Origin of the sequence: Methylobacterium sp. WL7 (assembly GCF_008040085.1) — a bacterium.
Taxonomy (GTDB): Bacteria; Pseudomonadota; Alphaproteobacteria; order Rhizobiales; family Beijerinckiaceae; genus Methylobacterium; species Methylobacterium mesophilicum.
Window position 1 is genome coordinate 1 of the sequence record NZ_VRVG01000096.1, and the last position, 20763, is coordinate 20763.

The 20763-nt window shown below is 67.6% G+C and carries 18 protein-coding genes; 5 read left to right on the forward strand and 13 right to left on the reverse strand.

Annotated elements, in window-relative coordinates; genetic code table 11:
• Window positions 1-49 precede the first annotated feature (49 nt).
• Complete coding sequence (locus FV233_RS20715; RefSeq protein WP_147853553.1) at window positions 50-760, reverse strand: response regulator transcription factor; 711 nt, start codon at window positions 758-760, stop codon at window positions 50-52.
• A gap of 286 nt (window positions 761-1046) precedes the next feature.
• Between FV233_RS20715 and FV233_RS20720 the strand changes: the two genes are divergently transcribed.
• From FV233_RS20720 to lepA, 3 genes are all read left to right on the forward strand, one after another.
• Window positions 1047-1823 carry a DUF2470 domain-containing protein gene (locus tag FV233_RS20720; protein ID WP_147853563.1) on the forward strand — a complete coding sequence of 259 codons (777 nt, stop codon included), beginning with the start codon at window positions 1047-1049 and terminating at the stop codon, window positions 1821-1823.
• A gap of 72 nt (window positions 1824-1895) precedes the next feature.
• Window positions 1896-2096: a hypothetical protein gene (locus tag FV233_RS20725; protein ID WP_147853554.1), complete on the forward strand. Its 201-nt coding sequence runs from the start codon at window positions 1896-1898 to the stop codon at window positions 2094-2096.
• Window positions 2097-2316: 220 nt separating this feature from the next.
• Complete coding sequence (lepA, locus tag FV233_RS20730) at window positions 2317-4119, forward strand: translation elongation factor 4 (protein WP_147853555.1); 1803 nt, start codon at window positions 2317-2319, stop codon at window positions 4117-4119.
• Between the two features lie 34 nt (window positions 4120-4153).
• Here lepA and FV233_RS20735 read toward each other — a convergent pair whose 3' ends face one another.
• From FV233_RS20735 to FV233_RS20755, 5 genes are all read right to left on the reverse strand, one after another.
• Entirely contained in the window at window positions 4154-6001 is a 1848-nt protein-coding gene (locus tag FV233_RS20735) for a hypothetical protein (RefSeq protein ID WP_147898626.1), read from the reverse strand.
• 9 nt (window positions 6002-6010) lie between these two features.
• On the reverse strand, window positions 6011-6235 hold the full coding sequence (locus FV233_RS20740) for a hypothetical protein (protein ID WP_147853557.1): 225 nt from the start codon (window positions 6233-6235) through the stop codon (window positions 6011-6013).
• 347 nt (window positions 6236-6582) lie between these two features.
• Window positions 6583-6900, reverse strand: coding sequence for a cytochrome c (locus FV233_RS20745; RefSeq protein ID WP_147898627.1), 318 nt, complete (start codon window positions 6898-6900; stop codon window positions 6583-6585).
• 211 nt (window positions 6901-7111) lie between these two features.
• Entirely contained in the window at window positions 7112-8395 is a 1284-nt protein-coding gene (locus FV233_RS20750) for a PQQ-dependent sugar dehydrogenase (RefSeq protein WP_147898628.1), read from the reverse strand.
• A gap of 113 nt (window positions 8396-8508) precedes the next feature.
• The gene (locus FV233_RS20755; RefSeq protein ID WP_147853561.1) at window positions 8509-10002 is read right to left on the reverse strand and encodes an NAD(P)/FAD-dependent oxidoreductase; all 1494 of its coding nucleotides are present in this window, start codon (window positions 10000-10002) and stop codon (window positions 8509-8511) included.
• 163 nt (window positions 10003-10165) lie between these two features.
• Between FV233_RS20755 and FV233_RS20760 the strand changes: the two genes are divergently transcribed.
• A complete protein-coding gene (locus FV233_RS20760) occupies window positions 10166-11938 on the forward strand; it encodes a hypothetical protein (protein WP_147898629.1) in 1773 nt (590 codons plus the stop codon).
• A 4-nt stretch (window positions 11939-11942) separates the two neighbouring features.
• Here the strand turns inward: FV233_RS20760 and glp are convergent, their stop codons facing one another.
• The 7 genes from glp to FV233_RS20795 form a co-directional block, all read right to left on the reverse strand.
• Complete coding sequence (glp, locus tag FV233_RS20765; RefSeq protein WP_147898630.1) at window positions 11943-13175, reverse strand: gephyrin-like molybdotransferase Glp; 1233 nt, start codon at window positions 13173-13175, stop codon at window positions 11943-11945.
• Window positions 13172-13663 carry a cyclic pyranopterin monophosphate synthase MoaC gene (gene moaC / locus FV233_RS20770; protein WP_147898636.1) on the reverse strand — a complete coding sequence of 164 codons (492 nt, stop codon included), beginning with the start codon at window positions 13661-13663 and terminating at the stop codon, window positions 13172-13174. Before moaC ends, glp begins: the two co-directional genes overlap by 4 nt.
• Window positions 13664-13665: 2 nt before the next feature.
• Window positions 13666-14586, reverse strand: a complete 921-nt coding sequence (trpC, locus tag FV233_RS20775; RefSeq protein WP_147898631.1) for an indole-3-glycerol phosphate synthase TrpC — start codon at window positions 14584-14586, stop codon at window positions 13666-13668.
• Window positions 14583-15620, reverse strand: coding sequence for an anthranilate phosphoribosyltransferase (gene trpD / locus FV233_RS20780; RefSeq protein WP_147898632.1), 1038 nt, complete (start codon window positions 15618-15620; stop codon window positions 14583-14585). Before trpD ends, trpC begins: the two co-directional genes overlap by 4 nt.
• Before the next feature lie 35 nt (window positions 15621-15655).
• Entirely contained in the window at window positions 15656-16270 is a 615-nt protein-coding gene (locus FV233_RS20785; RefSeq protein WP_147898633.1) for an aminodeoxychorismate/anthranilate synthase component II, read from the reverse strand.
• Between the two features lie 63 nt (window positions 16271-16333).
• A complete protein-coding gene (trpE, locus tag FV233_RS20790; protein WP_147898634.1) occupies window positions 16334-17854 on the reverse strand; it encodes an anthranilate synthase component I in 1521 nt (506 codons plus the stop codon).
• A 5-nt stretch (window positions 17855-17859) separates the two neighbouring features.
• On the reverse strand, window positions 17860-19761 hold the full coding sequence (locus tag FV233_RS20795; protein WP_147898635.1) for a peptidylprolyl isomerase: 1902 nt from the start codon (window positions 19759-19761) through the stop codon (window positions 17860-17862).
• 196 nt (window positions 19762-19957) lie between these two features.
• Between FV233_RS20795 and tpiA the strand changes: the two genes are divergently transcribed.
• Window positions 19958-20719: a triose-phosphate isomerase gene (tpiA, locus tag FV233_RS20800; protein WP_147854921.1), complete on the forward strand. Its 762-nt coding sequence runs from the start codon at window positions 19958-19960 to the stop codon at window positions 20717-20719.
• Window positions 20720-20763 lie beyond the last annotated feature (44 nt).

The following is a 20763-nucleotide window of genomic DNA, read 5'->3' on the forward strand; positions in this document are numbered from 1 at the left end:
TCCTCGGCTTGGGCGGGGGTGTGGCCGGTCACGTGGCGGATCCTTTAGATCACGCCTCCTTGAACCGGTAGCCGACGCCGTACAGCGTCTCGATCATGTCGAAGGCCTGGTCGGTCACCTTGAACTTCTTGCGCAGGCGTTTGATGTGGCTGTCGATGGTGCGGTCGTCGACGTAGACCTGATCGTCGTAGGCGGCATCCATGAGGGCGTTGCGGCTCTTCACGACGCCGGGCCGGTGGGCCAACGCCTGCAGGATCAGGAATTCCGTGACGGTGAGGGTCACCGGCTCGCCCTTCCAGGTGCAGGTGTGCCGCTCCGGATCCATCATCAGCGAGCCGCGCTCCAGCGAGCGGGCCGCGATGTCGGCCTCGCCCCGCGGGGTGGCGCCCGCCGGCTCCTTGGCGAAGCGGCGCAGCACCGCCTTCACGCGCTCCACCAGCAGGCGCTGCGAGAACGGCTTATGGATGAAGTCGTCCGCGCCCATCTTGAGACCGAACAACTCGTCGATCTCCTCGTCCTTCGAGGTCAGGAAGATCACCGGGAGGTCGGATTTCTGCCGCAGGCGGCGGAGAAGCTCCATCCCGTCCATGCGCGGCATCTTGATGTCGAAGATCGCGAGGTCCGGCGGGGAGTGCCGCAGACCGTCGAGGGCGGAGGCGCCATCGGTGTAGGTCTGGATGCGGTAGCCTTCGGTCTCAAGCGCGATCGACACGGAGGTCAGGATATTCCGGTCGTCGTCGACGAGGGCGATGGTTGGCATGCGCGATCCCTGACTGAACGGGCTCAAGCGCGGTCCCGGCTGTTCGCGCGGGCCGCGCTCCATCCCGGCCCCGAGGGGCAGGCGGAAGCGCGCACCGGGCCGGTTTCGGCACCGCCCGGTTCGCGCAACGGGACAGGTGCTTTAGTACGGCCGATCGGAAAAAGCGAGCGGCGGTCATAGCTTGGCCATAAAGGCCGATCTGACGCGGGTCCGGGCGCTCGTGCGCGCAGCGGTGCAGAGCTACGGTGGCGGGCGTGCGGCAGCGGTGAAAAACGAGGGCGACCGGATGGGCGAGACGAGCACCAATGCGTCGGAACAGCGCGAGCCGGCCCGTCCTCTGCCCGCAGGCGAGGCGCCGTTCGACGCGATCGGGTTGTCGCGGATGCTGCTGCGGACCATCCGGTCCGGGGCGCTGGCGACCCTCGATGCGGAGGGAACGCCCTTCGCGTCGCTGGTGACCATCGCCACCGACCAGGACGGCACCCCGCTGATGCTGCTGTCGCGGCTCTCGGCCCACACCCGGAACCTGCTGGCCGATCCGCGCTGCTCGCTGCTGTTCTCGCAGGGCGGCAAGGGCGATCCGTTGGCGCATCCGCGACTCACCGTGGTCGGCACCGCCGTGCAGACCGACGATGCCCGGGCGCGGGCGCGTTTCCTGGCGCGTCATCCGAAAGCCAAGCTGTACGCCGACTTTCCGGATTTCGGGTTCTTCGCGGTGACTGCGAAGTCTGGCCACCTGAACGGCGGTTTCGCGAAGGCCGCGACGTTGATCCGCGAAGAATTGCTCCTCGACCTCACCGGGGCTGAGGCCGTGGTCGCCGGCGAGGCCGGGGCGGTCGAGCACATGAACGCCGACCACGCCGACGCGCTGGCGCTCTACGCCGCGGCGGCGGGTGCGGAGGCGGGGTTGCCGTGGCGTTTGAGCGGGCTCGACCCGGAGGGGCTGGACCTGATGGCCGGCGACCGGACGGCGCGGGTGGTCTTTCCGGAGCGCGTCTCCGACATGGGCGGCCTGCGCAGGCACCTCGTCGCGATGGCGGCGCAGGCGCGCGGCGGGGCCTGAGCGGGCGACATCGGCGGCGGCCAATCACCCCGGGGCATGGCGAAGTGCCGCCCGGTGCACCATATCCGCGCGATGAGCGAGATCCAGACAGACACCTATCCCTTCAGCCTCGATGTGCAGCCGGTCGGCGAGAGCGGCGCGATGTTCCAGTGGAGCATCCGCAAGCACGGCAAGTTGCACCAGCGTTCGGACCGGAAGCATCCCACCGAGTCGAAGGCCCGGACCCACGGCGAGGCCGAGATCGAGCGCCTGATCCGTGATCGCGGCCGCTGACCGCTCGTCATAGCCGCCGGCACCGGCGGAGCATTGCCGACGGGCGGGGGCCGGTTCGATCCGGCTCCCGCTTCGTCGTTCGGGCCGGCCCGATCGCAGCGGGTCGGCCCCCGCGCTTGGCGCGTCTGCGCGGCGCTGCTATCTCGCGCGTGAGCCGACCCATCCGAACACGCCCAGACGTCAGACGGTGCGCGCCGTCGCGCGCCCGAACGGAATGCCGATGACAACCCCGATCGACAACATCCGCAACTTCTCGATCGTCGCGCATATCGACCACGGCAAGTCGACCCTGGCGGACCGGCTGATCCAGGCCACCGGCACCGTGGCGTTGCGCGACATGAGCGAGCAGATGCTCGACTCGATGGATATCGAGAAGGAGCGCGGCATCACCATCAAGGCGCAGACCGTGCGCCTGGAATACCGGGCCGAGGACGGCAAGGATTACATCCTCAACCTGATGGACACGCCCGGCCACGTGGACTTCGCCTACGAGGTGTCGCGCTCGCTGGCCGCCTGCGAGGGCTCGCTGCTGGTGGTGGACGCCTCCCAGGGCGTCGAGGCGCAGACGCTGGCCAACGTCTACCAGGCGCTCGACGCCAACCACGAGATCGTCCCGGTCCTCAACAAGGTCGACCTGCCGGCCGCCGAGCCGGAGCGGGTCAAGGAGCAGATCGAGGAGGTGATCGGCCTCGATGCCTCGAACGCGGTGCCGATCTCGGCCAAGACCGGGCTGAACATCGAGGCGGTGCTCGAGGCGATCGTGACCCGCCTGCCGCCGCCCAAGGGCGACCGGAGCGCGCCGCTCAAGGCGCTGCTGGTGGACAGCTGGTACGACGCCTATCTCGGCGTCGTCGTGCTGGTGCGCATCATCGACGGCGTGCTCAAGAAGGGCATGACCATCCGGATGATGGGCGCGGACGCCGTCCACGGCGTCGACCGGATCGGCGTGTTCCGCCCGAAGATGGCCGAGATCGGCGAGCTCGGCCCCGGCGAGGTCGGCTTCTTCACCGGCTCGATCAAGGAGGTCGCCGACACCCGCGTCGGCGACACGATCACCGAGGACAAGCGCCAGACCACCTCGATGCTGCCGGGCTTCAAGGAAGTCCAGGCGGTGGTGTTCTGTGGGCTGTTCCCGGTGGACGCCGCCGAGTTCGAGAACCTGCGCGCGGCCATGGGCCGGCTCCGGCTCAACGACGCGTCGTTCTCCTACGAGATGGAGAGTTCGGCCGCGCTGGGCTTCGGCTTCCGCTGCGGCTTCCTCGGCCTGCTGCACCTGGAGATCATCCAGGAGCGGCTGGAGCGCGAGTTCAACCTCGACCTGATCTCCACCGCGCCCTCCGTGGTCTACCGGCTGAAGATGCGCGACGGCACGCTCAAGGAGCTGCACAACCCGGCCGACATGCCGGACGTGATGAAGATCGAGCTGATCGAGGAGCCGTGGATCCGCGCCACGATCCTGACGCCGGACGAGTATCTCGGCGGCGTGCTCAAGCTCTGCCAGGACCGCCGCGGCGTCCAGATCGACCTCAACTACGTCGGCAAGCGCGCCATGGTGGTCTACGACCTGCCGCTGAACGAGGTGGTGTTCGATTTCTACGACCGTCTGAAATCGATCTCGAAGGGCTACGCCTCGTTCGACTACCACGTCTCCGACTACCGCGAGGGCGACCTCGTGAAGATGTCGCTGCTGGTCAACGCCGAGCCGGTGGACGCCCTCTCGATGCTGGTCCACCGCACCCGCGCCGAATCGCGCGGCCGGGCCATGTGCGAGAAGCTGAAGGACCTGATCCCGCGGCACCTGTTCCAGATCCCGGTCCAGGCGGCGATCGGCGGCAAGATCATCGCCCGCGAGACGATCAAGGCCCTGTCCAAGGACGTGACCGCCAAGTGCTACGGCGGCGACATCTCGCGCAAGCGCAAGCTGTTGGACAAGCAGAAGGAAGGCAAGAAGAAGATGCGCCAGTTCGGGCGCGTGGAGATCCCGCAGGAGGCGTTTATTGCAGCGCTGAAGATGGATGATTGACGAAAGTTAAAGTCTGAAAGGCGCAGTCCGACAACTACGTAAGGGCGGCTGCGCGTGCGATTCGCATCTGGTCTTTGATCCATTTCCTTGCGGACGGAAGACTCTGGCGAAAATCATCTGCCGCCATAGAGAGCGATTCCCGGGATGTCGCGCGATCCAGATCTTCGGTTGACCAATCATCAAGGAGCCGCTTGGCTAGTGCAAAGCAGGTAGATTTACCCACGCGAAATGCAAGTGTACGCCGAGATGCTTGCAATGCGAGGCTTCGGATCTCATCAAGATCATCAGCGTCTGCAAAATCGTTGATAATTTCATCAGCCATTTTGAAAACAATTGGATAACGACCATTCACGAAAAGAGTTCTCACTTCGTCATGAAATTTAGCAGCTCTCCCACTTAGTCCATGCTCATCAATTGCATCGATTTCGTCCAAAATTTTGATTTCAGGGGCACGCTCAAGGCCGCTTGCTAGGCGGGAAGCGATAGAACCCTCAGGCGCGGTTCTAACGAGTGTCTTTGATGCGCGGGTCGTTACCCGCTTTGAAGGTGGAAGCAGACCATTTGCTTCAGACTCGTCTTGTTCCGACTCGATCGTAGTATTCTCTGGCTCTGACGTGCCTGTAGTATCGCGTAGCGTGCGAAGAGTCGGTTCTGGACTGCGTCTCATGCCATTTGTCGGAACACGCAGCTCATCGAGCAAGTCTTGTAAGGCCAATTGCAAATCATTCAAGTCGTCATTGTTGTCAGGCGACTCGCGACGAATGATATCTTTCACCCAATCGGGCATCAATTCCCGGACAAGATATGCGTAATGGTCAGCTGTCAGCGCTGAACGATCGTGGCGCCACATTAACGAGTCTCGGTACTGACTAGGATAGGCAGCGCCGTCAGGGAGCCAAATCTCCACAGTCAAAACTTTTGAACCGAATGGAATACCAAAAGTCGGCGCTACCGACGACCAGACTTTTTGTGTTCGAAAATCGTAACGCTCTCCGCGGTAGACAAGCGCCAAGAATGTGGTCGAACCAGTTGCTGCATTTACGCGAGCGCTTATGGAATGTCCTGACGTTTCATGCTTTGGGTCGTAAATGTAACGAATCGAAACTGCTGTCGCAGGATCCTTGACGATCTCGTCATTACCAAGCTTTTCCAAAACATCGTCGAGTGTTTTGAGTTCACGAAATCTACCTGTTTCTCCTTTGCCGCCGCCCTTGGTCATGGCGACGTCAATCTTTACTTGTACCCCTAACGAAAAACTGACAAATCGTCGAAATATAGAAGTCGGTATGAAACTCCGATCAACATTTATGCCTTTGCCAATTGGCTCAGCCGTCGTATCGTGCGACGGATCTTGCCCAAGAAGCACAACCTCGGTCCAGTCTTCCGATGTAGATTTTCCATCGTGTATTGCTGCAGCTGTTACGTCGCAGATAGTTTCATAGCTTCCGTCAGGCATCTGCGCAAGGAAACGGACATAAGTACCTTCCTCATCGTCATAACCGATGGTTACCTCGCGGACTAAAGCACCTTTGCACGAACGATAACGAATCCCATGCGGCGATGCGGCGAGACCAGATACTTTAGCTCCTATGCCAAAATTTCCATCGAGAGACATCATTTTATTGACAGAAGAACTGATTTCGGTAGCAACTCTCAGCTCTTTTGCTGACATACCAATACCAGTATTAAAGAAAGTCAATTTATTAACGCCGCCAATCCCGGTGGGATAAATCTGGATTAAGCGCCGACCAATTGGCGCTAGCGCTGCATTCTCATCCGCATTCTTAAAGAATTCACGTATGAGCGTATTGATTGGCGCCTGCTGAATCAGGCGGTTTATCAAAAATTTTCGATCCCCAATACCAAGTTGCTCCGGTCGCATGTCTGCTTCCTATAGTTTGAAACTATCGGTCGGCTCATTCAACGAGCCGAAGCGTCTTTCGAGATCAGATATAGCGTCTTTCAAAGCTTTGCTGATCTTTTTAACATCGGCCTCGGAAAATTCATAAGCTCGACGATTTGACAAATTTCCGAGCTTTCGGATCGCATCGAGCGCCGCCTGCGTCCGTCCTTCCGCAAGTCTCACAAAGCTTGCGCGCTTTTCGTCATCATTCACGCAATTTCTCCTCGTTAAATTCACATATTTTGTGCGGAAATTTTCCGCAAGGACTTGATGAATTTTTCTGTGAAATTCGACACGCGGTGGCGCGCGCGAGCGATCGGCTAGCCAGACTGCGGCTATCGAAACGCATGTTGCAAACTGGGAATTGTCAGAAAGCCTGATGGCTGCGAATAACTAGTGTCTATCTGGTCAGACTATGTATGTACCAGCATAAATAATATTACATAGGTTTGATTTTCAATGCGGGCACTAACAAAATCAATAGAGGGCTGAGCCAGCCCGATAGAATGTCAGAAAATCGTTAAGTAAAACCCTTATAAAATAATTATCTTAGACAAATACTACACCGGCGGCAGCACGTCGATCTGGATGCCCGCATAATACGTGGCCAGGTTCGCGATGTCGGCATCCGACAGCTCCTTGGCGACCACGTTCATGATCTCGTTCTGCCGCTTGCCGTCGCGGTACTCGCTGAGCGCCTTCACCAGGTAGGGTTCGACCTGCCCGGCGAGGTTCGGCGCCTCCGGCAGCTTCGAGAGCCCGTCCATCCCGTGGCAGGTCTGGCAAGCGCTGGCCTTCTTGCGCCCGAGGGCTGCGTCGCCGGCCTGGGCCGAGAGCGGGACGAGCAGAGCGGCGAGAAGGAGAAGCGGGCGGATCATCGGCTGGGCTCGGTAGGCGGTTTCACGAACGGTCAACGGAATAGGCGCAGGTCCCCTCTCCCGTGCGGGAGAGGGACAGGGTGAGGGGTGCGACCTCTCCGGAAAATTCGGGTCCCTCACCCCAACCCTCTCCCGCACGGGAGAGGGGGACTGTCGCGCCTGTTTGCGGCGGTGGCGCCTCTCACGAACAGAGGCGCCAAGTCCCGAAAACCTACTTCTCGTAGGAGATCCGGTAGATCGCCCCGGCGGAATCATCCGAGACCAACAGCGAGCCGTCGAGCATCACCGCCACGTCCACCGGGCGGCCGAGATACTCGCCGTCGCCGGTCAGCCAGCCTTCCGCGAACGGCTTGACCGCGCCGAGCTTCCCGTCCGCCCCCATCGGCGCGAACATCACCCGGGCGCCCACCGGCTCGGTGCGGTTCCAGGAGCCGTGCTCGGCGATGAAGATCCCGCCCTTGTAGGAGGCCGGGAATTGCTTGCCGGTGTAGAAGGTCATGCCGAGATCGGCCGCGTGCGGCGGCAATTCGGCGACCGGGGCGACCGCGTCGGCGGGCGGGGTCTGGTCCTTGTACTCGACGGTGCGGACCGCGCCGCCGCCATACCAGGGGAAGCCAAAGTTCTCGCCCGCCTTCGTGGCGTGGTTCAATTCGCCCGGCGGCTTGTCGTCACCCATGCCATCGACCTGGTTGTCGGTGAACCAGAGCGACTTGTCGGCGGCGAAATCCATGCCCACCGAGTTGCGGATGCCCGTCGCGAAAACCTCGCGGTTCTTGCCGTCGGCATCGATGCGGATGATGCCGCCGATGCCGGCCTTGCGGTACAGGTCCATCTTCTCGGCCGGCGGCACGTTGTAGGGCTGGCCGAGGGCGATGTAGGTCTTGCCGTCCGCACCCACCCGGCAGACCCGGGCGGTGTGATTGAAGCTCTCTTCCCCGGCCGGGATCAGCGCGCCTTCTTTCACCAGGATGCCGGCGGCGACATCCGGATTCTCGTAGAAGAACTCGGCGGCCGGGAAGGCGAGCACCCGGTTCTGCTCCACGATGGTGAGCACGCCGTCCTTCGAGAAGCAGACGCCGTTGGGGATCTTGAACGCGATGCCCGGCGCGAAGGCGCGGACCTCGTCGGCGACCCGGTCCTTGTCGCGGTCGGTCACCGTGTAGACCTTGGTCTTGCGGGTGCCGACGAACAGCACGCCGGCATTGGGGCCGACCGCGATGGCGCGGGCATCCGGCACCACGGCGTAGAGGTCGATCTTGAAGCCCTCGGGCAGCTTGATCTTGGTCAGCGTCTTGCGGATCGCGTCGGCGCGGCGGCCGGTCTGCGGGATCTCGGGGGCGGCCTGGGTGTCGGTGCTGCGGAGGTTCTGCAGCTTCTCCAGGTCGTCGGCCTTGGCCTTGGTCTCGGCCGGCGCCGCACCCTGTGCGAGGGCCGGAGCCACGAGGGCGGGCAGGGCGACGCCCGCCCAGAGCGCGGCGATGAACAGCGATCGCATCGTCTTCAAATCCTCCCGGCCGCCCTTGGGTTCGGACGGTTCCGGATCGGAGATAGACGACGCAAGCGGGCGGGCAAGTTGCGCCGGTGACGCGCGCCCGCAGCTGTCGCGTGTCAGGCGACCTTGCGGGGGACGAGACGCTCGCTGCTCAACGCCGCCTGCACGCCGGATTCGGTGTATTCGGCGTCCTCGTTGACCTGCCAGACATCGTGCCGGCGCCGGCCGCAGAGAATGTTCTCCACGGTCAGCATCGCGGTCATCATCGCGTGGTCCTGGTTGTTGTACTTGTGCATGCCGTTGCGGCCGACGAGGTGCAGGCTCGGGAAGTCCCGCTCCAGCTCGCGCCGCACGGTGACGACGTGGCCGGCATAATCCGCGTCGTAGACCGGATAGGCCTTGGGCTGGCGGACCACGCAGGCATCGACCACGTCGGCCGGGTCGATCAGGCCGATCTGGCCGATCTCGCGCTTGGCGAGCGCCACCAATTCCTCGTCCGAGGCGGTCCAGAGCCCGTCGCCCTCGAAGCAGAAATACTCGAGGCCGAGACACGTATGGTCGTCGTCCGGCACCATCTCGGGCGACCACGAACGGAAGTTCTGGACCCGGCCGACCTGCACGGACGGATCGTGGATGTAGATCCAGTTGTCCGGGAAGTTCTTTTGGGATTTCGCGATGAGGGCGACCGTGAGGAAGTCGCGGTACTTGAGGGACCTCGCGTTGAAGGTGCTGAGCGGGCGCGGGCGGATCGCGTCCACCAGTTCGCGCACCGGCGCCGACGAGATCACGTTCCGGGCCGTGAAGGTCTCGCGGCTGCCGTCGGCGCTGCGGGCCGCCACCGTCCAGATGCCGGTGCCGGCATCGTAGGACAGCGAATCGACGCCGCGGTCGAGGAGCACGCGCCCGCCCTGGGCCTGGACCTTGGCGGCGGCGGCCTCCCACATCATGCCGGGGCCGCGGCGGGGATAGCGGAACGACTCGATCAGCGTCTTGATCACCGGGCCGCCGGCCTTGGGCGCCTTGCGCAGGCCGAGCGAGCGCTTGATGCCGTCGCGGATCGCCGCGCCGAGGTCGAGGCCCTTGATCCGTTGGGCCGCCCAATCGGCCGAGATCGCGTCGCAGGACATGCCCCACACCTTCTCGGTGTAGGTCTTGAAGAAGATCGCGAACAGGCGCTCGCCGAACTGGTTGCGCACCCAGGCGTGGAAGTTCTTCGGGTCGCGCACCGGCCGCATGCGGGCGTACAGGTAGGAGGCCACGCAGGCCGCGCTCGTGAACAGGCCGAGGTTGCGCAGTGCCTCGAACGCCTTGAGCGGATAGGCGTAGTACCGGCCGCGATAGTAGATCCGGGACAGCCGTGGCCGCTCGATGAAGTCGTTGGGCAGGATCTCGTCCCAGAGATCGACCACCGCCTTGGATTTCGAGAAGAACCGGTGTCCGCCGATATCGAACAGGTAGCCGTTGTGCGAGACCGTGCGGGAGATGCCGCCGACCTGCGCCGGATCCCGCTCCAGCACGGTGACCGACCGCCCCTGCTTCGACAGCAGGTAAGCGGCCGTAAGACCCGCCGGCCCCGCGCCGATCACCAGCGTCTCGGTGTGGTGGCTCATCCCCTGCTCCGGCTGCCGTCCCGGCCGGATCGCGGACCGGCTCGCGCGGAGATTGCGGAGGGATGGTTAAGGAACCGCCTCACGGTCGATTGACCGGCCATTAAGCCCGGACGCGCACCATGGCTCCCGCGCTCGCTTTCGGCGCATTCGGAAACCTGAACCGATGCCGCCCGCGGCCGCCGCTTCGCCGGCACGGATCGATCCGCGTACGTTCCTGTGGCTGCTCGTCGTCCTGTCGCTCGCGACGCTGAACGCGCCGCAGGACGTGTGGGACACGATCCGGCACCTGCGTGTGCCCGACACCGACGACGCGATGCGGCTTGTCGAAGTGCGCGACCTGCTGGCCGGCCAGGGCTGGTACGACAACACCCAGTACCGCTTCCTGGGGCCGGACGGCGTGGCGAGCCACTGGTCACGCCTCGTGGACGCGCCGATCGCGGGCCTGATCTGGGCGTTGACGCCCCTGGCCGGGCCCGACCTCGCCACAGGTCTGGCGGCGGCGATCTGGCCGATGCTGCTGTTCGGGCTGTTCTGCACCCTGCTGTACCGGGGCGTGAACGCGCATTTCGGGGGCCGAGCGGCGATCCTGGCGGTGCTTGCGGCGACCCAGACCTTCGGGATCGCGATCCAGTTCCAGGCGGGCCGGGTCGATCACCACAACGTCCAGATCCTGGCGATCCTGGGCCTCGCGTTCTGCGTGATCCGCGGCGGCTTCCGCGCCGGGGTCGTCGGCGGCGGGCTGGCGGCCCTGTCGCTGGCGGTGGGCCTCGAAGGCCTGCCCTATCTCGCCCTCGGCGCGCTCTATCTTGCCGGCGACTGGTGCCGGCGCGGCGGCGCCGCCCTCCCCTGCCTCGCAGGCTTCGGGCTCGGCCTCGGCCTGGCAGCGCCGCTCCTGTTCGCCGCGCAGACGGCCCCTGGCCTCTGGACCGCCACGCGCTGCGACGCCCTCTCCCCGCCCTGGCTGTGGCTGGCGACCGGTGGGCTCGTCCTCGGCGCCGCAGCCGTCGTCCTGGACTGGTCCCGCGCCACGGGCCGCACGCGCCTCACCCTGGCCATCGCCTGCGGCGTCGTCCTGCTGGGAGGGTTCGCCCGCGCCTTTCCGGTCTGCCTCGACGGACCGTTCCCCGGGATGACGCCCCTGGTCCGGGACCATTGGCTGCTCACGGTCAACGAGATGGCGTCGGTGCGGAAATCCGTGGCCCAGGGGCGCTGGGAGATGCTCGTCTTCTACCCGGTCGTCCTCCTCGCGACTCTGGCCGCGAGCGGGATGGCGTGGCGCGGTCCGCAGCGGCGGGCCTGGTCGGTCGCCGCGCTGTTCCTCTGGCCCGGGCTGATCCTCGGGATGTTTCAGTTCCGCGGGCTCTACATCGCCTCCGGCTTCGTGCCGCTGGTGGCGGGGCCGGTGATCGACCGGGCGCTGACGCTGGCCGCCCGGGCCGCCCCCCGCCGCTGGGCGGCCGCCGCGCTCGGCGGCGGCCTCATCAGCACCCTCTGGTTGGCGCCCGCGGCGCTGGCCGGATGGCTCGGCGGCGAAGCCCGGACCGGGTCCGATCCGGCCGCCGCCTTCGCGTGCCAAGGCGACGCCGCCGTCCGGCCCCTGGCGGCGCTCCCCGCCGGGACGGTGCTGGCGCCGATCGCGCTGGGACCGTCGATCCTGCTGCGCACGCCGCACACCATCGTGGCCGCGCCCTATCACCGGGCGATTCCGGGCCTGACTGCAGCGATCGAGGGACTTGGCGGCACCGAGGCGGATCTCGGCCGCGTGCTCGACGCCTTCCGGGTCCGCTACGTGGTGGCCTGCCCGGCCCGGCCGGCCGACGACCTTCAGGCCGAGCCGGCCTTCGCGACCCGGCTCGCCCGCGGGGAGGTTCAGTCCGACCGGCTGGAGCCCGTCGCGCTGCCGGGCCCGCTGAAGGTTTGGCGAGTTGTTCGTTAGGCCGTCATAGCAGCCGGCGATCGAGACGGATGATCCGGCAGGCATCGCCGGCCTTCGCGGCCTTCTCGTGCGGCGCGCGGATCAGCAGCGCCTCGGCGCGGCCGAGCACGGCCAGCATGGAGGAATCCTGGCGCTTCTCCGGATCCGCCACCGGCAGGCGGCCGGGTTCGAGCGCGAGGGTGGCGCGCATGTAGTCGGCGCGGCCGTCGTTGGCCGGCAGATCGCGAGCGAGCGTGGCCAGCTCGCTCCGGTCGGCGCCCGCCTGCGGGTCGCCCTGCAGGGCCCGGATCGCCGGCACCACGAACAGCAGCCCGCAGACGATCGACGAGACCGGATTCCCGGGCAGGCCGATCACCAGCATGTCGCCCAGCCGCCCGTGCATCAGCGGCTTCCCGGGCCGGAGCGCCACCCGCCAGAAGCCGAGTTCCAGCCCCTCCCGGGCGAGCGCGGCCTGGACGAGGTCGTGGTCGCCGACGGATGCGCCGCCGAGCGTGATCAGCAGGTCGGCCCCGGCCTCGCGGGCGCGCCGGAACGCGTCCTCGAGGGCGCCGTGGTCGTCGGCGGCGATGCCGAGGTCGATAATCTCGGCGCCGGCCTCGGCGGAGAGGGCGGCAAGCGCGAGGCTGTTCGAGGCGACGATCTGGTCCCAGGCCGGCACGGCGCCGGGCTCCACAAGCTCGTCGCCGGTGGCGAGGATCGCCACGCGCGGCCGGCGCCGGACCGAGAGTTCGGGATGGCCGGCCGCCGCGGCCAGCGCCAGGCGCCGCGCATCGAGAGTCATGCCGGCGACCAGCAGGGTCTCGCCGGCGGTGAAATCGAGGCCGGCCCGGCGGATGAAGCGGCTCTGTTCGACCGCCTCCATCACGCGGACGGATTCGCCCTCGGCTTCCGCGTCCTCCTGGATCAGGATCGCGTCGGCACCCTCCGGCACGGGGGCGCCGGTGAAGATCCGCACCGCCTCGCCGGGGCCGATGCGTCCCGGGAAGCCGTGGCCGGCCGCGCTGGTCCCGATCGATCTCAGGCTGGCGCCCACCACGGACGCATCGGCGAAGCGGACCGCGTAGCCGTCCATGGCGGAGGCCGGGAACGGCGGCTGCGTCCGGGAGGCGGCGACATCGGCCGCCAGCGTTCGCCCCGCGGCCCGGGCCAGCGGAACCGTCTCCGCCTCGACCGGCGCGGGGATGCTCGCGAGCACCCGTCCCAGCGCCTCGGCGACCGGGATCAGCCCGGTGCTCATGCGTCGGGCGCCCGGTAGGCACCGGAGCGGCCGCCATCCTTGGCGATGAGGCGGATGCCCTCGATCCGCATGCCGCGATCCACCGCCTTCACCATGTCGTAGACCGTCAGGCAGGCCACGGAGACCGCGGTCAGCGCCTCCATCTCGACCCCGGTCGGGCCCTGGACCCGCACCTCGGCGGCGATGCGCAGGCCCGGCAGCGCGTCGTCCAGCTCGCACTCCACCCGCACCTTCGACAGCAGCAGCGGATGGCAGAGCGGGATCAGCTCGTGGGTCCGCTTGGCGGCCATGATCCCGGCGAGCCGCGCGGTGCCGACCACGTCGCCCTTCTTGGCGTCGCCCTCGCGGATCAGCGCCAGGGTCTCGGGCCGCATCACCACGTTGCCCTCGGCCCGGGCGGTGCGGTCTGTGGCGGGCTTGTCGGTGACATCGACCATGTTGGCCGCGCCGCTGGTGTCGAGATGGGTGAGCGTCGAACCCGGTTCCATGCTCACCCCTTCTTCTTGTCGTCTTGCTTCTTGGCCTTGCCGGCCCTGGCGTCCGGCTCCGGCCCGTCGCCCTCACCGAACAGCAGTTCCCGGGTCGCCCGCGTGACGTCCGCCTGGCGCATCAGGCTCTCGCCGACCAGCACCACGCCCAGGCCGTGCTCCCTGAGCCGCTTCACGTCGGCATGGCCGCCGATGCCGCTCTCGGCCACGGCGATCCGGTCCGCCGGGATGCCCGGGGCGAGTCGGATCGCGGTCTCGAACGAGACCTCGAAGGTCTTGAGGTTGCGGTTGTTGATCCCGATCAGGGCCGTGCCGAGCGGCACCGCCCGGTTCAACTCGGCCTCGTCGTGGACCTCGACCAGCACGTCCATGCCGAGCTCGTGCGCGGTGGCGACCAGGGCCTGCGCCTCGTCGTCGTCCAGGCAGGCCATGATGGCGAGGATGCAATCGGCACCCCAGGCCCGGGCCTCGTAGACCTGGTAGGGCTCGAACAAAAAGTCCTTGCGCAGGACCGGGAGCCCGCAGGCCGCCCGCGCCTCGGTGAGGTATTCCGGACGCCCCTGGAACGACGGCTCGTCGGTGAGCACCGACAGGCAGGTGGCACCGCCGGCCTCGTAGGCCGCCGCCAGCGTCGCGGGCGCGAAATCCTCGCGGATCAGACCCTTCGACGGGGAGGCCTTCTTCACCTCCGCGATCAGGGCCGGGCGCCCGGCATCGAGATGGGTCCGAATCGCCGCCGCGAAGCCGCGCACCGGCTCAGCCTGGGCCGCCCGCCGCTCGAGCTTGGCCAGCGGCACCCGCAGCTTCGCCTCGGCGATCTCGCGGCGCTTGTAGGCCTCGATCCGGGCCAGCACGTTGGGCCGCTCGTTCGGCGCCTCGGCAGAACCCTCATGGGTCACCGATCCCTGCGTGAGCGTGCTCATCGGCGCTCCTCCCCGTTCGAGCGATCGTTCGAGGCCCGGACCAGGCGGGCGAGGGTGTCCCGCGCCGCCCCGGAATCGACGGCATCCTGCGTCTGCGCGAGCCCGTCCGCCAGGGTCGGAACCGCCCCCGCGACGACGAGGGCCGCGCCTGCATTGAGAACGGCGATGTCCCGGTAGGCGTTGCGTGCGCCGGCCAGGACGGCTTCGAGGGCCCGGGCGTTGTCGGCAGGATCGCCGCCGCGCAGCTCTTCCGGCGCCCGCAGCGTGAGGCCGAATTCCCGCGGATCGATGGTGAACCGGGACAGACGGCCGTCGTCCAGGGCGACCACGCGGGTCGGCCCGGTGACGGTGATCTCGTCCAGGCCGTCGGAGCCGTGGACGGTCCAGACCCGGCGGCTGCCGAGTTCGGCGAGCACCTTCGTCAGCGGTTCGGCCAGCGCCTCCTGGGCGACGCCGAACAGCTGGTAGGCGACGCCGGCCGGATTGCAGAGCGGGCCCAGCAGATTGAAAATCGTCCGCACCGGCAGTTCGGAGCGTACTGCTGCGACGTGGCGCATGGCGCCGTGATGGGCCTGGGCGAACAGGAAGCACAGGTTGGCCTCGGCGAGGCACCGGGCCTGCCCTTCGGCATCGAGCCCGAGCTTGACGCCCAAAGCCGCCAGCACGTCGGCGGCCCCCGAACGCGAGGTCGCGGCGCGGTTCCCGTGCTTGGCCACCGGCACGCCGCAGGCGGCGACCAGGATGGCGGCGAGCGTCGAGACGTTCACGCTGCCGGAATGATCGCCGCCGGTGCCGACCACGTCGACGGCGCCTGCGGGCGCATCGATCCGGGTCATGCGGGCGCGCATCGCCTCGGCGGCGCCGACGATCTCCTCGACGGTCTCGCCGCGCACCTTCAGTGCGGCCAGGAAGGCGCCGGCCTGGACGGGTGTGACCTCGCCCGACAACAGGTCGTCGAAGGCCGCGCGTGCCTCGGCGCGGTCGAGGGCCAGGCCCCCGGCGACCTTGGCGAGATGGGGTCTGAAGCTGTCCATGCGCTCTGTCGGAAGGCCGCCCCGGCCGTCCGGCGTCAATGCACGTCGGCGCGGGTCCTGTCACGCGCCGCGTTCCAGGCGGCGGCCAGATCCAGGAAGTTCTTCACGATCTCCGTACCGTGCTGCGACCGGATGCTCTCGGGGTGGAACTGCACCCCGTGGAGGGGCCGCTCGGCGTGCTCCAGCCCCATGATCAGGCCGTCGGCCTCGGCCGTGACCCGCAACGTGTCCGGGCAGCTGGCCCGGTCGACGATCAGGGAGTGGTAGCGGGTCGCCTCGAAGCTGTCGTTCAGGCCCCGGAACAGGCCGCTGGCGCCATGCCGGATGGTCGAGACCTTGCCGTGCAGCGGTAGCGGCGCCCGGATCACGTCGCCGCCGAAGGCCTGGCCGATCGCCTGGAGCCCGAGGCAGACGCCGAAGATCGGGATCTCATCGGAGAGATCGCGCACGACGTCGAGGCAGATACCCGCCTCATTGGGGGTGCAGGGTCCGGGCGAGAGCACGATCGCGTCCGGCGCCTTGGCCCGGATGTCGGCGACGCTCAGCGCATCGTTGCGGGCGACCTCGACGGCGCCGCAGAGCGGGCCGATCAGGTGGACGAGATTCCAGGTGAAGGAATCGTAGTTGTCGATGACGAGAACGTTGGACATCGCGGAGGCACGCTCGGGCATGACCGCGATGTGACGACTCGCAACCCTCCGGTCAACCGGTGGCTACTGTCCCCGCTTGGCCTGCGCCGCGAACCGCACCGCCTCCTCGGCGGCCCGGAACAGCGCCTTGGCCTTGTTGACGCATTCCTGCTGCTCGGAGGCCGGATCGGAATCGTAGACGATGCCGGCGCCGGCCTGGACGTGCATGCGCCCGTCCTTCACAATCGCCGTACGCAGGACGATGCAGGTGTCCATCTCGCCGCGGGCGCCGAAATAGCCGATGCAGCCGGCGTAGGGCCCGCGCTTCTCGCGTTCCAGCTCGTCGATGATCTCCATGGCCCGCACCTTCGGGGCGCCCGAGACCGTGCCGGCCGGGAAGCCCGCCGCAAGGGCATCGAGCGGATCGTGGCGCGGATCGAGGTCGCCCTCGACGTTCGACACGATGTGCATGACCTGGCTGTAGCGCTCGATGAAGAACGAATCTGTGACCCGCACGGTGCCGATCTTCGAGACCCGGCCGGCATCGTTGCGACCGAGATCGAGCAGCATCAGGTGCTCGGCGCATTCCTTGGGGTCGGCCAGCAATTCGGCGGCGAGCGCCGCGTCCTCGGCCGGGGTCGCGCCGCGGCGGCGCGTGCCGGCGATGGGACGCACCGTGACGATCCCGTCGCGCACGCGCACCAGGATCTCGGGCGACGAGCAGACGATCTGGAAAGCCTCGAAGTCGAGGTAGCAGAGGAACGGGGCGGGGTTGGTCCGCCGCAGCGACCGGTACAGGCTGTAGGCCGGCAGCGTGAACGGCGCCGAGAAGCGCTGGGACAGCACCACCTGGAACACGTCGCCGGCGACGATGTATTCCTTGGCCTTCGCGACCATGCCGGCGAAGGCCTCGGGCGAGGTGTTCGAGACCGGCTCGGGATGCGCCACCGTGGACAGGTCCACCCGGGCATCCACCGGCAGCGGTCCTTCGAGGGCGTCCGCCACCCGGTCGAGGCGCGCGAGCGCGGCCTCGTAGGCGGCGCGGGCGGTGACGCCGGGCGAAGGCCGCACCGGCGAGATCACGGTGATCTGGTCGCGGATCGAATCGAACACGACCATGACGCGCGGGCGCATCAGGATCGCGTCCGGCACGCCCAGGGGATCCGGGTTCGGCTCGGGCAGCCGCTCCATGGCGCGGACCATGTCGTAGCCGAGATAGCCGAATAGGCCGGCGGCCATGGGAGGCAGGTCCTGCCCGCCGGATTCGCCGATCGCGCTCTCGGCGATCAGTGCCCGCAGGCTGGCGAGCGGCGCCCGGTCGTCCGGCTCGAAGGCGTCGAGATCGGCCCCGCGGGCGATGGCGGGGGCGCCGTCGCGGCAGCGCCAGATCAGGTCCGGATCGAGACCGATCATCGAGTAGCGGCCGCGCACCGCGCCGCCCTCCACCGATTCGAGCAGGAACGCCGGCCCGGCATGCCGGGCGCGCAGCTTGAGGAACGCCGCCACCGGCGTCTCGAGGTCGGCGACCAGGCTGAGTTCGACGAGGCTCGGCTGCCCGGCCTCGTAGCGTCCGGCGAAGGCCGCGTAGTCAGGCGCCTCGGCCATGGCCCTCAATACTCTCCGCCGATGGCCCGGCGCAGAGCCGCCTGATCGATCTTCACGCCCGCGTTCTTCTGGACCTCGGAGATGTACTGGGACAGCACGTCGTCGGCCAGCGCCGCCTGGAAGTTCTTGGTGATGGCCTTGTCGCCCTGGGTGTCGGCAACAAAGGCTGGCATCGTCGCCGCCGTGACCTTAAACACCGCGCGCGCATCGCCCGCGGCCGCGGTGCCGGCCTTGCCGACCGGCGTCGCGAAGATCAGGTTCACGTCGTCGGCGGTGAGCATGTCCTTGGCCTGGTTGCGGGCGAGGTCCTGCGCCTCCTGCGTGTTGACGCCGACCTCCTGGGCGACCGCCTCGATGGTCGCGCCGCCGTTGAGCTTCTCCGCCAGCTCCCGGCCCTTGGCCTGGAGCCGCTTGGCGATCTCGGCGGTGGTCCACCCGGCCTTCACGCCGTCCCGGACCTCGTCCAGCGGCTTGTCGTGCGCGGCGTCGATTCCGGTCACGTCGTACCAGACGTAGCCGCCGGACTTGGTGCGCAGCGGCTCGTTGTCGCCGCCGATCTCGGCCCGGAACAGGGCCGGCAGGGTGGTGTCCGGATCGGGGATGTCGGCGACGCGCTGGCCGTCCGGGCCCTTGCCCTGGGGATCCACCGCCTTGACGGTCACGAGCTTCAGCCCGCGCTCGGCGGCGATGTCGGCGAGCGGCTTGGCGCTGGCGCGCTGGTCCTCGATGGCGTCCCGGGTCGTCTCCATGGCGTCCCGGGCACGGCTGAGCGCCAGGCCCTTGCGGATCTCGCCCTCGACCTCGGCGAACGGCTTGACCGTGCCGGGCTCGATCTTGGTCACCCGCAGCAGCACGGTGCCGAAGCGGCCCTGGACCGGCTGGCTCACGCCGCCCTCGGGCAGCGCGAAGGCGGCATCCGCCACCACCTTGTCGAACAATTCGGCCTTGGTCAGCGTGCCGAGCGTCAAGTCGGTGCCGCCGGTGCTGCGCTCTTCGGCGACGGCCTCAAAAGTCTTCGCGCCGTCCTCGATCGCCTTGCGGGCGGTCTCCGCCGCGGTGGCATCCGGGAACACGACCTGCTGGATGGTGCGCTTCTCCGGGCTGCCGTAGCGGCCCTTGTTCAGCTCGTAGGCGGCCTTGGCGTCCGCATCGGTGATCGCGTCGGGCTTGGCCATCGCCTCGGGATCGACCACCAGCAGGGTCGCGGTCCGGAATTCCGGCGCCCGGAAGCCGGACTTGTTGGCCTCATACCAGGCCTTCAATGCGTCCTCGGTCGGGGCCGGGATCTCTCCGGCCACGGACGGGGTCAGCATCAGGTAGGCCGCCGCGCGGCGCTCGGTGGTGTAGCGATGGACCGCCTCGCGCATCGCCGCCGGCACGTGCAGGTCGGACGACACGGCCTCGGCGAGCTGCAGCCGCGCGATCACGGAGCGCTGCTCGCGCACGAACAGGCCCTCGTTCAGGCCCGCCCGCTGGAGGGTCTGATAGAACAGCTGCGGATCGAACTGCCCTTGCGCGTTCTGGAAGCTCTTCTCGTCGTGGATCGCCCGGATCACCGAGGCGTCCGGCACGCCGAGGCCGAGATCGTGCGTCTTCTGGTCGAGGGCCGCCTCGGTGATCAGCTGCGACATCACCGTCCGGTCGAGCCCGAGCATGCGGGCTTGGTCGGGCGTGAGCGCGCGCTTCAGCTGCGTCTGATAGCGCTGCAGCTGGTTCTGGTAGGCCTGGCGCACCTGCTCAGCGGTGATCGGCGTGCTGCCCACCGTCGCGACGTTGCTGCTGGAGCCGCCGCGGAAGAATTCCTCCACGCCGAAGATCCCGACGCCCGCGATCAGCAGGGTGAAGATGATCGTCAAGACGATCTTGCCGAGCCAATGCTGGCTGGCGTTGCGGATGCCCTGAAGCATGGTCTGTGATCGGATACCTTCGGCCGTCGACCCGTCGCCGGGCCGGTGCCATCCCTGAAAGCCGACCGCGATAGACCATTCGCGCCCACAGGCAAAGGCTCACCCATTCGGACGGTTTGCGCGCCCAAGCTCGCTCTGGTAGGCCCCGCCGACCCCGGAATACCGTGGCGGCGCGGAGACGAGGCGAGGGCTAGGGATGTCGCAGACGGGGCGGAAACCGCTGGTCGCCGGCAACTGGAAGATGAACGGGACCCGGGCTTCGATCAAAGTGGTCGAGGCGATCCGGGACGGTCTCACGCCGGACCTGGCATCCCGCGTCGAGGTGCTGATCTGCCCGCCCGCGACGCTGATCGGCTCCTGCGTGGCCGCGGCCGCCGGCTCGCCGATCGTCATCGGCGGCCAGAACCTGCACGCCCGGCCGAGCGGCGCCTTCACGGGATCGATCTCGGCGGAGATGCTGGCCGACCTCGGCGCGAAATACGTGATCGTCGGCCATTCCGAGCGCCGGGCCTACCATCACGAGACGGATGACGGCGTCCACGCAAAGGCGCTCGGCGCCCGCCGCGCCGGCTTGAGCGGCATCATCTGCGTCGGCGAGACCATCGAGGAGCGCGAGCAGGGCCGCGCCCTCGATATCGTGCGTGCGCAGCTCGCCATCGGCCTGCCCAAGGGCGCCACCGCGGCCGATACAGTGATCGCCTACGAGCCGGTCTGGGCGATCGGCTCCGGCCGGACCCCGACGCCCCGCGACATCGCCGAGGTCCACGCGTCCCTGCGGGAGATGCTGGACAAGCTCGTCGGCGACGAAGCGCACCGGATCCGCATCCTCTACGGCGGCTCCGTGAAGCCCAGCAACGCCCGCGAGCTGATGGCGGTGGAGAACGTCGACGGCGCCCTGGTCGGCGGCGCGAGCCTCGTGGCCGAGGACTTCCTGGGGATCTGCGCCGCCTACGCGTGAGGCGCGGGCGGGGTCTCGGGCGGGAGTCTCGGGCAGGGTCTCGG